Here is a 13,005-nt window from a genome sequence, read left to right on the forward strand (position 1 = left end):
ATTCCGTACAGATGTGCGGATACCGCGCAACAGACTGGCGGCGATTCCCGCAGCCGTCCTCGCGAACTAGGAGAAACGATGAACCCCGAGAACACCGCGGCAGCGTCGCCGCCCGTGGATTCGACGCAGGGCCGGACACCCGTGAGGGCCGCGCTGGCGAGCTTCATGGGCAGCGCCGTCGAGTACTACGACTTCTTCATCTTCGGCGCCGCCGCCGCACTCATCTTCCCCACGGTCTTCTTCCCGGACGCCGGAACCAACGCGACCGTCATGTCGCTGGCCACGTTCGGGTTCGCCTACATCGCCCGGCCGGTGGGCGCCGTCATCCTGGGCCACTTCGGCGACCGCATCGGCCGCCAGAAGGTCCTGATGTTCACCCTGTTGCTCATGGGCGGCGCGACCTTCCTCATCGGCTGCCTGCCGACCTTCGACCAGGTCGGGTGGCTCGCCCCGATCCTGCTGGTGCTCGCCCGCCTCATGCAGGGCCTCTCCGCCGCCGGCGAGCAGGCCGGCGCCAGCTCCCTGACGCTCGAGCACGCCCCGGACAACCGCCGCTCCTTCTTCACCTCCTGGACGCTCACCGGCACCCAGGGCGGGCAGATCCTGGCCGCCCTGGTGTTCATCCCCGTCGTCGCGCTTCCGGACGAGATCAAGTACGGCATCGGATGGCGCATCCCGTTCTGGCTGTCCGCCGTCGTCGTCCTCGTCACCTACTTCATCCGCAAGAGCCTCCACGAGACCCCGGAGTTCGAGCACGCAAAGGCCACGAACCAGATCGCCAAGCTCCCCGTCAGCGACCTGCTGCGCGAGCACTGGCGCGACGTGCTGCGCGTCGTCCTGTGCGCGTTCATCGCCGCCGTGTCCACGGTCTACGGCACGCTGGCCATCAGCTACGGCAAGCAGGTTGGCAACGTGGACGAGTCGATCACCCTCTGGCTTGTGGTGGCCGGCAACGTGGTCGCGCTGTTCTCGCAGCCGATGTTCGGCCGCCTGTCCGACAGGATCGGACGCAAGCCGGTCTTCATCTACGGCGCGCTCGGCAGCGCCGCCATCATGCCGTGCTACCTGCTCTCCATGGAGTCCGGGAACACCCTGCTCCAGTTCGCCCTGTCGATCGCGGTCTTCTCCTGCGCCTACGCGGCGGCCAACGCGACGTGGCCCTCGTTCTACGCGGAGATGTTCAGCGCCAAGGTCCGGTTCTCCGGCCTGGCCATCGGCACGCAGCTCGGCTTCCTGATGGCGGGCTTCGCGCCCTCGATCGTCGCCGCCGTCGGCGGGCTGGAGCCCGGCGGCTGGGTGCCCATCAGCATCTTCACCGCCATCATCGCGCTGATCTCCGCCGGTTCCGCGCTGACGGCCCGGGAGACCTACCGCGTCCCGACGTCCGAACTGGGGCGGAAGCGCGTGCCCGCCACGGTCTAGGCCCGTCAGTCGGCGCCACATCGGACGCCCGCCGTCAGCGGGCGCCCGCCGTCAGCGGGCGCCACATTGAGAGGCCGGAGCACTCCCGCAGGGGGTGCTCCGGCCTTTTTTCGCGGCTTTGCGGGTCGGCCCCGCCGGGAACGGGGCGGGCGATGTGGCGCGGGCTGTCCGGTGGGTGGGGGCGATGTGGCGCGGGCTGCCGGGATAGGCTGGGCCGGTGGATTCGGGGATGCTGGTCGTGGTGCTCGGGCTGATCGTCGCGGGCGCCGTCGCCCAGCGGGTGGCCGGCCTGGGTTTCGCCATGCTCGTGTCGCCGTTCCTGGTCATCCTGTTGGGGCCGCACACCGGGGTCCTGCTCGTGAATATCTGCGGCGTGGCCTCCTCCGCCCTCATCGCGCCGCGGGTGTGGCGTGACATCGACTGGTCCACCTTCCGCTGGCTCACCGTCTTCAGTGTCGCCGGTTCCATCCCCGGCGCGATCGCGGCCACCTACCTCCCGTCGGCCGCGCTGTCCATCACCGTCGGTTCGGTGGTGCTGACCGCCCTGATCCTGTCGCTGGCCCTCAACCGGGCGAACGTCGTGGTCCGCGGCAACGGGCCCAAGGCCGTCGCCGGTGCGCTCTCCGGGCTGACGAACGCCATGGCGGGCGTCGGCGGACCGGCGGTCAGCGCCTATGCGGTCCTGTCCCGCTGGGAGCAGCGCCCGTTCGCGGCGACGCTCCAACCCTTCTTCGTCCTGATGGGCTCCGTGGCGATCGCCGTCAAGGCGATCGTCGACCCCGGGCAGATCCCGATGCTCGATCCCTGGGCGTGGGTGCTCATCCTGGCGGCCATCATCGTCGGGATCTTCGGCGGGGAGATGCTCCAGCGGCATATCCGGGACCGTCACGCCCGCGCGTTCGTGATCTTCATCGCGTTCGTCGGGTCCGTGGCGGCACTCGTCAAGGGCCTTCTCGACCTGGCGTGATTCCCGAGGACCGGGGCGCCGCGTCGCTGAACGGAGCGGCGGGGGATCGGTGGCACGATTGACTCGATGAATGACGAGCGCAAGATCGAGGGACGGGCCGGCAGACCGGCCGCGGGCAGGGCCATGGACTCGCTGAGGGCCACCCTGCGCGACGGGCTGCCCATGCCCCTGTGGCTCCAGGGGGCGCTCGAGTTCCTGCAGAGCGCCTTCTTTTCCGCGGTGCTCGTCGTCGTGCCGCTCGTCGCCGTGTGGTTCGCCGGGGGGTTCGAGGAGCGCACCCTGGACTCGCTGTTCCAGCTCGCGGGCCAGATCTGGCTGCTGATCCACGGTGTGCCCCTGCACCTCGCGGTTCCCGTCGGGGAATCCTCGGCCGAGACACTGACCGGGACGATGTCGCTGACCCCCCTCGGTCTCACCCTCATCCCGTTCTTCCTGTCGTGGCGCGCCGGACGGCGCATTGCCCGGGCGTCCTACACGGACCAGCTGTGGCAGGGGATCGCCGGCGCGCTCGGCGCCTACATGCTGTTCGGCCTGATCACCGGCTACGCGGTCTCCACGGAAGAGGTCGGGGTCTCGCTCGCCGCGGCCGCGCTGGTCCCGCTGATCGCCGCCGGATCCGGGGTCGTCGTCGGCGCGTACCGCGAGGCGGGGTCCTGGGGTCGGCTGGTCGGCGTCGACACCGCGGCGTGGATCGCGAAGACCAGCCAGCACTCGCGCTGGGCGGGTTCCTACGTCTGGTCCGTCGCGCGAGCCTCGGCGCTCGGCTACGTGGCCGCGTTCGGCCTCGCCAGCGCGGTGCTCGCCGTCAACCTCGGCCTGCACTGGGTGGAGATCTCCAACGTTGCCCAGCAGCTGCGCCCGGGGCCCGTCGGCGGCGCGGTGCTCACCCTCGGGCAGCTCGGGCTCCTGCCCAACCTCGCGGTCTGGACCCTGGCCTGGGTCAGCGGCGGGGGGTTCACGCTCGGGACCGGCACCACGCTGAGCACGCTGGAAACCACCGTCGGCCCGCTTCCCGCCATCCCGGTGCTGGCCGCGCTGCCGACCGGCGACCTGTCGTCCGCCTGGCTGTTCATGCTGGTCCCCGTTGTCGCCGGCTTCGTGGCCGGATGGTGGTTCCTGCGCGAGGGCGAGAACCACCTGGACGACTGGATCTCCCTCAAGGTCAGGTCCCGGTGGATCAGCCTCGCCGCCTCCACGTTCGCGCTCGGCATCCTGGTCGGCGCGGGAACCGGCCTGCTCTCGCTGCTGGGCAGCATGCTCTCCGGGGGATCGCTCGGGATCGGGCGGCTCACGGACATCGGGCCGAACCTCTGGCTCAGCGCGCTGATGCTCGCCGCGGAGGTCGGCGTCGGCGTGGTCCTCGGCTACCTCGTTGCACCCGTTCTGGAGCGCGACCCGGTCCTCGAGGACTAGCGGCGCCGCAGGCGGGCGTACCGCGCCGGGCGGGGGCCTCAGGAACCGGGAAGCCCGTCCAGATTCCGCAGCTTCTCCTCGTACTCGCGCTGGCACGCGGCCGTCGTCCGGTCCGTCACGCTTCCCCGCAGGCACTGCTCGTACTCGGACGTCGCGTGGTAGAAGAGCGATTGCAGACCCGTGGACAGCGTGAACAGCAGGCAGGCCATTGTGGCCAGCGCGATGGTGACGCGCAGGACGACCGGCACCGCGCCGCGGAAGGCCTTGATCGTCGCGACCACTCCGACCACGACCCCGGCGGCGCCGAGCGCCACGGCGGCGAGCTTCCACGGGAGCATCGCACCGGCGCCGAGGTAGGCGCCGAGCATCAGCACGATGGCGGCCCGCACCCAGGAGGCGAGGCCGCCGTCCTTCTCCGCGGCGGGGGCGGGCGACGAGACGGGCATGCCTTTAGCGTAGTGCCGGTCGGCCATCGGCCAGCGCCTAAGCTGGTGGCATGCGCATCGTGGTCCTCGTCTCCGGAACCGGCTCCAACCTCCAGGCGGTCATCGACGCCGTGCGGGCGGGGGACCTCGACGTCGAGATCGCCGCCGTCGGAGCCGACCGTCCGGGCACCCAGGGCGTGGAGCGGTCCTCCGCGGCGGGGATCGAGACGTTCGTGGTGGACTTCAAGTCCTTCGCGGACCGCGCGGACTGGAACCACGCCCTGACCCGGAAATGCCTCTCCTACGCCCCGGACTACGTCGTGTCCTCCGGCTTCATGCGCATCGTCGGCGAGGAGTTCATCGGCGCCTTCGACGGCACCTACATCAACACGCATCCCGCGCTCCTGCCCAGCTTCCCCGGCGCCCACGGCGTCCGCGACGCGCTGGCCTACGGGGTGAAGGTCACCGGCTGCACCGTGCACATCGCGGACGCTGGCGTCGACACGGGACCTATCCTGGCGCAGAGGGCCGTCGAGGTCCTGCCCGGGGACACCGAGGAGACCCTGCACGAGCGCATCAAGGTGGAGGAACGCGCCCTCTTGATCCGCACGCTGGCCGAACTCGCGGACCGCCGGTAGCCGCGGAAGACGGGACGCGCGGCAGACGGGACGCGCCGGGCATCCGCGGGCGGCGCTACTGCAGGCCGCTCTCCGGCGGGGCGATGCTCACGTCCAGCTGCTCGTCCACCCCGGCGACGCCCTCGACGGCGGCCAGGCCCTGCCGGTGCTCGCCGTCGACCTCGCCGGTGACGAGCCCGAGCGCGTCGAGCACCCGGTCCACGCGCATCCCCGCCCCGCGCAGCTGGTCCGCGACCTCCGCGGTCCGGTCGGCGTGCGCGGCGTCGACGGTCACCGTGATCCGCATCAGGGTCCCACCACCCGGGCCGCCGGATGGGTTCCCCGCCCGTCGGGCTCGGCGGGGTCCGGAGGCGGCGGGGCAACCGCCAACCCGGCGCCGACATCCACGGACGGCGCCTGAAGGCGCACCGCCTCCTGCACGATCTCCGCCCACAGCTCCCGCCCGCGCAGTCCGGTCGCCTCGGCCAGCAGCGCGGCCAGCCCCGCCACGTGCGGCGTCGCCATGCTGGTGCCGCTGAGGGTGTGGTAGCGCCGGGGCATCGGCCAGGCCGAGTACACCTGGACCCCGGGCGCGGCGACGTCGACCTGCCCCCCGCGGCCCGGCAGGGTCCGCGCGGAGAAGTCCGCGACGCGGAGTTGCTGGTCCAGCGCGCCGACCGCCATGACGAACGGGCTGTTCGCCGGCGCCCCGACGAAGCCGAAGTCGCCCACGGAGCGGTGGGCGTTGTTGCCCGCCGCGGCGACGATCAGCGTCCCGCGCGCCAGCGAGCGCCGTCCCGCGGCGACGTACGGTGGATGCACCTGCGCCACGTCGGCGCCGAGGGACAGGGAGACGACCGCGCAGCCGTGGGCGACGGCCCAGTCGATGCCCGCGAGGATGTTGGCGTCCCTGCCGGACCCCGCGTTCGAGAGGACCTTGCCGGCGTAGATCTCGGCCGCGGGCGCGACGCCGTAGCCGCGCCCGCCCCCGGTCTGCCGCGGGCCGCAGGCGGTGCCGATGCAGTGCGTCCCGTGCCCGTGGCCGTCCGCGGACTCCTCGCCCTCGATGAACGACGCGGCCACGACGCCGCGCCCGGCGAAATCCGGGTGGCCCGCGTCGAACCCCGTGTCCAGCACGGCGACGCGGATCCCGCGCCCGGTGTGGACGGACCCGGCAGCGAGCGTGGCGGTCAGGCCCCACGTGGACTCGGCGGTGTCCGTGAACCCGCCGGGCGGCGGGGCGCCCGGCTCCACGGGTACGCCTGGCTCCACGGGTACCCCCGGCTCCATGGGTACGGCATCGTCCGCGGGCTGGCCCAGGAGCCGGTGGACGATTTCCGGCGAGACGCTCACCGGGCGGTGCTCGCGGACCGCCGTCGCGCGCAGGGTGCCGAGCTGTTCCGCGTCGGCCCGCACGACGGCGATGCCGAGCTCCGCGAAGTACGTGTCTCCGGAACACACGTGCCCGGCCGTCTCGGGGGAGGTCGCGAAGTCGCGGGAGTCCGCGACGTCGGTCAGGCCGCAGGACGCCAGCATGCCCCGCGCATCGGGGTCGTCGACGCCGAACACGACGACGGAGCGGCCGGTGGTGACGTGCTCGGGGAACGGTTGTGCCGGATCTTGCATGGCTGATCCTCCAGTGGCCGACGGCATGCTGCCCGCGGGAGCCGGTGCCCCGCGCGCCCAGTCTAGCCCCGTGCCACCTGCGGCGACATGGCCATGTCGGCCGGCGGACGGACGCTAGCGGAGGACCCTACCCCGCGTCTCGGGGGTGTTCAGCGCCATCCACGCGACGGACAGCGCCACCAGGGCGCCCGCCACGAGGAAGGAGTTTGCCAGCCCGAACACCGGCCACGCGACGGCGAAGACCAGGGGACCGAAGCCGGCGCCGACGCGGCTGAACGTGGACGCCCAGCCGAAGCCGGACCCGCGCAGCTCCGTCGGGTACAGCTCGGAGACGAAGGTGTAGAGCACCGGGATGGCGATCTGGACGACGAAACCGAAGACCAGCAGCCAGAACACCGCGACGGTGGGGTCGGAGAGCGACAGCGCGACGAGGACCAGCACCAGGGCCGACAACGGGCCCGTCACGCCGAGGAGCCACTTCCGGCCCACGCGCTCGACCAGCGCGGCGGCCACACCCACGCCGAGCAGCCCGACGGCGGCCATGCCCGCCGTGCTGAAGAACGCCGTGACCTGGGCCATGCCCGCGTCGGCCAGGATCGAGGGCATCCACGTCAGGGCCAGGTAGTAGACCAGCAGGACGGAGAAGAAGAGGGTCCACGCCGCGAACGTGATCCTCCAGTCGAAGCGCCAGACGGCCGCCAGCTGCTCGCCCCAGGAACCGGGCGAGAGGCGCGGCGCCGCCGTCGGCTCGGGCAGGGTGTACGGCACGGGGTCCGCGCCCGTGCGGCGCACGAGGTCGTCGATGACCGCCGCGGCCTCGCCTCGCCGCCCCCGGCGGATCAGGTAGAGGGGCGACTCGGGGACGCTCCGCCGGATCCAGAACACCAGGAGCGCCGGCAGCACCATGACGAGCAGGATCAGCCGCCAGTTCTCCGTCGTGGCCTGGATGACGGCGGACACGAAGAAGGCCAGCGCCGCGCCGATCGGCCACCAGCCGTCCATGGCCGTGAGCACGCGTCCGCGCTGCCGCGCCGGCGTGAACTCGCCGACGAGCGCGTAGTCCACGGGGATGCAGCCGCCGAGTCCGATGCCGGCCAGGAAACGGAACGCCACGAACCACCCGAAGTCCGGCGCCAGGGCGCCGGCCACGGTGAAGAGGGAGAAGATCAGCAGGGTCCAGGTGAAGGCCGTCTTGCGGCCCACCCGGTCCGCGATCGTGCCCCACAGGAAGGCGCCCAGCGCCATGCCGATGAGGTTCGCGGTGCCCAGCAGCGCCGCCGTCGTGCGCTCGAGCTGCCATTCCTCCATGACGAGCGGGATCAGCGCGCCGTTGAGCGTGACGTCCCAGGCGTCGAACATGAAGCCCAGTCCGCCGATGAGGAAGATCTTGCCCTGCACGTTCCAGCGCCACGGGAGGTTCTGCACGATCGACTCGCCCGAGGGCATCTTGCGGTACTCGTTCATGGATGCGGCCATCCCCGTTTCTCGTCGCCCCGATCGCCGCCAAGTCACGCCGTCTTGCCGTCAGGTAACAGGTTAGCGCCTGCGCGTGTTCACCCGCGCGCCACGCCACCGGCTAGGCTTTCCCACGATTCAGTCACAAGGGCGCGGCTCGGATTCGCCGTGCCCGCAGCCGCGAGAGGAAGACATGGCGGAAAGCACGACCGAAACTCAGGAGACCTCCGGGCCCCCGAAGAAATGGAAGGTGATCGGCCCGGGTCTGGTGGTGGCGGCCACCGGCGTCGGGGCGGCGGACATGGTGGCCACGTTGGCCGCCGGCTCCCGCTACGGCTATGCGCTGCTGTGGGCGGTGGTCCTCGGCGTCATCCTCAAGATCGTGCTCGTCGAGGGGGCCGGCCGCTACTCGCTGGCCACCGGGAAGACGATCTTCGAGGGCTGGCGCTCGCTGGGCCGCTGGCCGGTCTGGTACTTCGGCCCGTACATCATGATCTGGGGCATCGTCTACGGCGCCTCCGCCATGTCCTCCACGGCGCTCCCGCTGGCGGCGCTCTTCCCGGGCGTCCCGCTGATCGTGTTCGCCGTCGCGACCGGCATCGCCGGGTTCGTCCTGGTCTGGTTCAACCGCTACGCGGTGTTCGAGAAGATCACCGCCGTGCTCGTCGGCCTGATGTTCGTCACGATCGTCACCCTGGCGGTCATCGCCACGCCGAACATCCCGAACATGCTCGCCGGGCTGGTCCCGCGCCTTCCCGAGGGCGGGCTGTTCTACACGCTGGCCCTGGCCGGCGGCGTCGGCGGCACCATCACGCTCGCCGCCTACGGCTACTGGCTGCGCGAGAAGGGGTGGATCACCCCCGGTTGGATGCGTGTCATGCGCATCGACAACACCATGGCCTACGTCATGACCGGCATCTTCGTCATCTCCATGCTGATCGTCGGCGCGGAGGTCGTCGCGGCCGCGAACACCACCATCGGGGCCGGCGACAAGGGCCTGCTCGACCTCGACACCGTGCTGCGCGAGCGCTACGGCGAGTTCATCGGCACCTGGTTCCTCATCGGGTTCTTCGCCGCCGCGTTCTCCTCCGTCATCGGTGTCTGGAACGGCGTCTCCCTGATGTTCGCCGACTTCTGGGGCAACATCCGCGGCAAGGGCTCGGAGCATCCGGACTCGCGGATCAACGGCAAGTACTTCCGCTTCTATCTGGTCTGGCTGACCTTCCCGTCGATGTCGCTGCTCCTGCTCGACCAGCCGATCGGCCTGGTGCTGGCCTACGGCGTCATGGGCGCGCTGTTCATGCCGTTCCTGGCCATCACCCTGCTGCCGCTGCTGAACACGCACCGCGTGCCGGCACAGTGGCGGAACCGCTGGCACACGAACACCGCCCTGGTCATCACGGCCGGACTGTTCATCGCCCTCGGCGGCTACCAGCTGGTCCGCGCGATCGCCGGCGTGTTCGGGGGCTAGCGAACCCGCACACGACGCCGGGGCCGCACCCGTGAAGGGTGCGGCCCCGGCGCCTTATGCGGCGGCCCGTGACCCGCCCGGAATTGCCCTTTATCCCGCGTGCCCCACGGGAGTAGAGTCTGGTCATGGGAGTAGATTGGACGGCACTCGAAGAAGCGATCCGCAAGTCGGCGCTGCGCCAGGCGCGCGAGGTGATCGACAGCCATCCCGAGCACGTGTTCTACGCGGTCGCCCTCGACGGCGTCTCGACGGAGCCGTCCGACCACATCGACCTGCCGGTCCTGGCCCTGAACTCGGAGCAGGCCCTCGCCCGCGACCTGGCGCTGGCGGCGGTGGACATGGCGCCCGTGGGCGACGACGACCTCGACGGCGTCGAGCCGGTGGAGGAGAGCTTCTACTCCACCAAGTGGAACCCGCCCGAGTGGCACTGGTGCTCGATGGACCTCTTCGACGATTCGGCGACCGAGCTCTGGGGCGAGGCGCTGACCCAGGTCGCGAAGACGCACGGGTGGGAGGCCACCATCCGCCGCTACTACGAGTTGCTGTTCCGCGTCACCGAGTCGCTGGGGCGCGAGTTGGCCGTCGGCCGCAACGCCGAGCTGATCGCGTACGTCTCCGACGAGGACCATGCCGACAAGATCCTCAGGCGGTGCCTGACGCCCGAGCAGCTGCAGCGGCACTTCCCGGAACTGGTGCGCTGAGGCGGTCCGCGCCGCCCGTCACCGACGGGCGCCGGGATGCGGGCTGGCGGTAGACTGGCCGCGATCCCCACCCGCCCCCGTCCTTGGGAGACCCACGTGAGCCAGCCCGTCATCGATCGCGTCCCGATCCGCCGCGCACTGATTTCCGTCTACGACAAGACCGGGCTGGAGGAACTGGCGCTGGGCCTCCACGAGGCCGGCGTCGCGATCGTCTCCACCGGTTCGACGGCGTCGCGCATCGCGGCCGCGGGCGTGCCGGTCACCGAGGTCTCCGAGGTCACGGGCTTCCGGGAATGCCTGGACGGGCGTGTCAAGACGCTGCACCCGCGGGTCCACGCGGGCATCCTCGCGGACCGCCGCCTGCCCGACCACGTCCGGCAGCTCGCCGAGATGGAGATCGAGCCGTTCGACCTGGTCGTCGTGAACCTCTACCCGTTCGTCGACACGGTGCGCTCGGGCGCGGCGCAGGACGACGTCGTCGAGCAGATCGACATCGGCGGGCCGTCGATGGTCCGGGCGGCCGCGAAGAACCACCCGTCCGTGGCGGTCGTCGTGGACCCGGCCACGTACGGGGAAGTCGTCGAGGCCGCCCGCGCGGGCGGGTTCGGGCTGCGGGCCCGCCGCCGGCTGGCCTCGCTCGCGTTCGCCCACACCGCGGCGTACGACAACGCCGTCGCCACATGGACCGCCGAGCAGTTCGGGGACGCGGAGGAGTTCGGGGACCCGGAGCAGCTCGGCGACGGGGCGGCCGCCGGCACGGCGGTGCCGGCCTTCCCGCCGTACGCCGGGCTCGCCCTGGAGCGCTCGGAGACCCTGCGCTACGGGGAAAACCCGCACCAGGCCGCCGCGCTGTACGTGGAGACCGGCGCCGCCCCGGGCATCGCTCAGGCCGAGCAGCTGCACGGCAAGGCCATGAGCTTCAACAACTACGTCGACGCCGACGCCGCCGTGCGGGCCGCGTTCGATTTCGCGGAGCCCGCCGTCGCGGTCGTCAAGCACGCCAACCCCTGCGGCGTCGCCGTCGCGACCCCCGGGGCCGCCGACGCGATCGCGGACGCGCACGCCAAGGCGCACGCCACCGACCCGCTGTCCGCGTTCGGCGGCGTCATCGCGGCCAACCGGCCGGTGACCCGGGCGATGGCGGAAGCGGTCAAGGACATCTTCACCGAGGTCGTCGTCGCCCCCGGGTTCGAGCCGGAGGCCGTGGAGATCCTCTCCCGCAAGAAGAACATCCGCCTGCTCGCGCTGCCGGAGGGCTTCGCGCGCGACAGCGTCGAGTACAAGCAGGTCTCCGGCGGCATGCTGCTGCAGGCGGCCGACGCCGTCGATGCGCCCGGTGACGCGCCCGCGGACTGGACGCTGGCCGCCGGCGCCGCCGCCGACGAGTCCACGCTGGCGGACCTGGAGTTCGCGTGGCGGGCGGTGCGGGCCGCGAAGTCCAACGCGATCCTGCTGGCCTCCGGCGGTGCCGCGGTCGGCATCGGCATGGGACAGGTCAACCGCGTCGACTCCTGCCGGCTGGCCGTGGAGCGCGCCAACACGCTCGGCGTCGCCGTCGAGGGCGCCGACGCGCCGGGTGGCGCCGCGGGCGCGGCCGCGGGGTCCGTCGCCCCCGAGCGCGCCCGGGGGGCCGTCGCGGCCTCGGACGCCTTCTTCCCCTTCGCCGACGGGCTGGGGATCCTGCTCGACGCCGGGGTGAAGGCCGTCGTCCAGCCCGGCGGTTCCGTCCGCGACGAGGAGGTCGTCGCCGCGGCCAACGCCGCCGGGATCACCATGTACTTCACCGGGGCGCGGCACTTCTTCCACTGACCGCCGCCGCCGGGCGAAGCGGGCGGCCGCCGCCCGCGGGCCCGCCAGATGCCCGCGGGCCTGCCGGGCGCCGGCGCGTCCGTCAGGCGCCGGCGTCTGTCAGGCGCCGGCGCGGTGGATCTGGTGGGCCAGCGCGCTCCCGGCGTCCACGAACGGCAGGAGCGCGGCGCCGTCGAGCCCGCTGGCCACGGGTTCCCTGATGTCCACCTGCGGCCAGAGCGCCGCCAGCCGCCGGGCCAGCCGGTCGCGCACCTGCGGGGCGCGGAGCACGCCGCCGAGGAAGCACACCACCGGGGCCGGACGGGCGTCCTCGCCGACGCGGCGCAGCCCGGTCGCCACGGACAGCGCCAGCTCCGCCGCCGCCGCGTCGCAGATGCCGGCGGCCACGGCGTCGGTCTCGGCCAGGGCCGTGGCGTGGCGCGAGTAGCCGGCGATCCGGCTCACGCGGTGGGGGTCGGCCTGCAGGTCGATGTAGGCGTGCTCGAGGTCGGGGAAGTCCGTCCGCATCGCGTCGGTCAGCGCCGTCTCGGCGCCACGGCCGTCGTGCCCGCGCATCGCCGCGTCCAGGGCGGCCCGACCCAGCCAGAAGCCGCTGCCGGCGTCGCCGATCAGGTAGCCCCACCCGTCCACCCGGGCGACCTCGCGCTCGCCCACGGCCAGCGTCACCACCCCCGTCCCCGCAGCGACGACGGCGCCCGTCCGGTCGCCGAGGGCGCCGAGGTAGGACGTCACGGAGTCGTGCGCCAGGTGCACCGCCCGGACGCCGAGGTCCGCGGACGCGGCGAGCAAACCCTCCGCCTCCCGCGTCGCCTCGATCAGCCCGGTCGATCCGGCCGCGACCACGGGGAAGGACAGGCCCTCGGCGGAACCCACGCGGGAGACGACCTCCCGGAACTGCGGGCCGAGCGGCCGGTCGGTCAGCATGCCCGGGAACCCGTGGACCGCGCGCGTCCCGTCGGGGCGGACGGCCAGGGCCCGGATGCCGGTCTGGCCGGCGTCGATGGCCAGGATTGCTTCGGCCATGGGGCCGCCTCCTTGGGGGGGGTTCGGTGGTGTGTCCGGATGCCGGCGGCGCCGCGTCGCGGGCTGCGTCGCGGGC

The 13,005-nt window shown here is 72.3% G+C and carries 12 protein-coding genes; 7 read left to right on the plus strand and 5 right to left on the minus strand.

Translation table 11 applies throughout. From position 1 onward, the window contains the following. The first annotated feature begins 78 nt into the window (after nucleotides 1–78). The 3 genes from ACETWP_RS14960 (at nucleotide 79) to ACETWP_RS14970 (ending at nucleotide 3,802) form a co-directional block, all read left to right on the plus strand. The gene (locus ACETWP_RS14960) at nucleotides 79–1,422 is read left to right on the plus strand and encodes an MFS transporter (RefSeq protein WP_373973067.1); all 1,344 of its coding nucleotides are present in this window, start codon (nucleotides 79–81) and stop codon (nucleotides 1,420–1,422) included. 217 nt (nucleotides 1,423–1,639) lie between these two features. After that, a complete protein-coding gene (locus ACETWP_RS14965; RefSeq protein ID WP_373973068.1) occupies nucleotides 1,640–2,389 on the plus strand; it encodes a sulfite exporter TauE/SafE family protein in 750 nt (249 codons plus the stop codon). 123 nt (nucleotides 2,390–2,512) lie between these two features. Then, nucleotides 2,513–3,802, plus strand: a complete 1,290-nt coding sequence (locus ACETWP_RS14970; protein WP_373973101.1) for a cell division protein PerM — start codon at nucleotides 2,513–2,515, stop codon at nucleotides 3,800–3,802. Nucleotides 3,803–3,840: 38 nt separating this feature from the next. Here ACETWP_RS14970 and ACETWP_RS14975 read toward each other — a convergent pair whose 3' ends face one another. Next, nucleotides 3,841–4,248: a hypothetical protein gene (locus ACETWP_RS14975; RefSeq protein ID WP_373973069.1), complete on the minus strand. Its 408-nt coding sequence runs from the start codon at nucleotides 4,246–4,248 to the stop codon at nucleotides 3,841–3,843. A gap of 50 nt (nucleotides 4,249–4,298) precedes the next feature. On the opposite strand from ACETWP_RS14975, the gene purN reads away from it, so the two are divergent. After that, complete coding sequence (gene purN / locus ACETWP_RS14980) at nucleotides 4,299–4,865, plus strand: phosphoribosylglycinamide formyltransferase (protein ID WP_373973070.1); 567 nt, start codon at nucleotides 4,299–4,301, stop codon at nucleotides 4,863–4,865. 55 nt (nucleotides 4,866–4,920) lie between these two features. Here purN and ACETWP_RS14985 read toward each other — a convergent pair whose 3' ends face one another. The 3 genes from ACETWP_RS14985 to ACETWP_RS14995 form a co-directional block, all read right to left on the minus strand. Beyond that, nucleotides 4,921–5,151, minus strand: coding sequence for a hypothetical protein (locus ACETWP_RS14985; protein WP_373973071.1), 231 nt, complete (start codon nucleotides 5,149–5,151; stop codon nucleotides 4,921–4,923). Next, a complete protein-coding gene (locus tag ACETWP_RS14990; RefSeq protein ID WP_373973072.1) occupies nucleotides 5,151–6,470 on the minus strand; it encodes a S8 family serine peptidase in 1,320 nt (439 codons plus the stop codon). Before ACETWP_RS14990 ends, ACETWP_RS14985 begins: the two co-directional genes overlap by 1 nt. 114 nt (nucleotides 6,471–6,584) lie before the next feature. Beyond that, nucleotides 6,585–7,934, minus strand: a complete 1,350-nt coding sequence (locus tag ACETWP_RS14995; protein WP_373973102.1) for an MFS transporter — start codon at nucleotides 7,932–7,934, stop codon at nucleotides 6,585–6,587. 184 nt (nucleotides 7,935–8,118) lie between these two features. Between ACETWP_RS14995 and ACETWP_RS15000 the strand changes: the two genes are divergently transcribed. From ACETWP_RS15000 to purH, 3 genes are all read left to right on the plus strand, one after another. Then, on the plus strand, nucleotides 8,119–9,396 hold the full coding sequence (locus ACETWP_RS15000; protein WP_373973073.1) for an Nramp family divalent metal transporter: 1,278 nt from the start codon (nucleotides 8,119–8,121) through the stop codon (nucleotides 9,394–9,396). A 125-nt stretch (nucleotides 9,397–9,521) separates the two neighbouring features. Continuing rightward, nucleotides 9,522–10,097 carry a DUF4303 domain-containing protein gene (locus ACETWP_RS15005; RefSeq protein WP_373973074.1) on the plus strand — a complete coding sequence of 192 codons (576 nt, stop codon included), beginning with the start codon at nucleotides 9,522–9,524 and terminating at the stop codon, nucleotides 10,095–10,097. Nucleotides 10,098–10,193: 96 nt separating this feature from the next. Next, on the plus strand, nucleotides 10,194–11,906 hold the full coding sequence (gene purH / locus ACETWP_RS15010; RefSeq protein WP_373973075.1) for a bifunctional phosphoribosylaminoimidazolecarboxamide formyltransferase/IMP cyclohydrolase: 1,713 nt from the start codon (nucleotides 10,194–10,196) through the stop codon (nucleotides 11,904–11,906). A gap of 99 nt (nucleotides 11,907–12,005) precedes the next feature. Here purH and ACETWP_RS15015 read toward each other — a convergent pair whose 3' ends face one another. Next, nucleotides 12,006–12,929: an N-acetylglucosamine kinase gene (locus ACETWP_RS15015; RefSeq protein WP_373973076.1), complete on the minus strand. Its 924-nt coding sequence runs from the start codon at nucleotides 12,927–12,929 to the stop codon at nucleotides 12,006–12,008. Nucleotides 12,930–13,005: the final 76 nt, after the last annotated feature.

The sequence above is a fragment of the Arthrobacter halodurans genome, from assembly GCF_041877255.1.
Taxonomy (GTDB): Bacteria; Actinomycetota; Actinomycetes; order Actinomycetales; family Micrococcaceae; genus Arthrobacter_N; species Arthrobacter_N halodurans.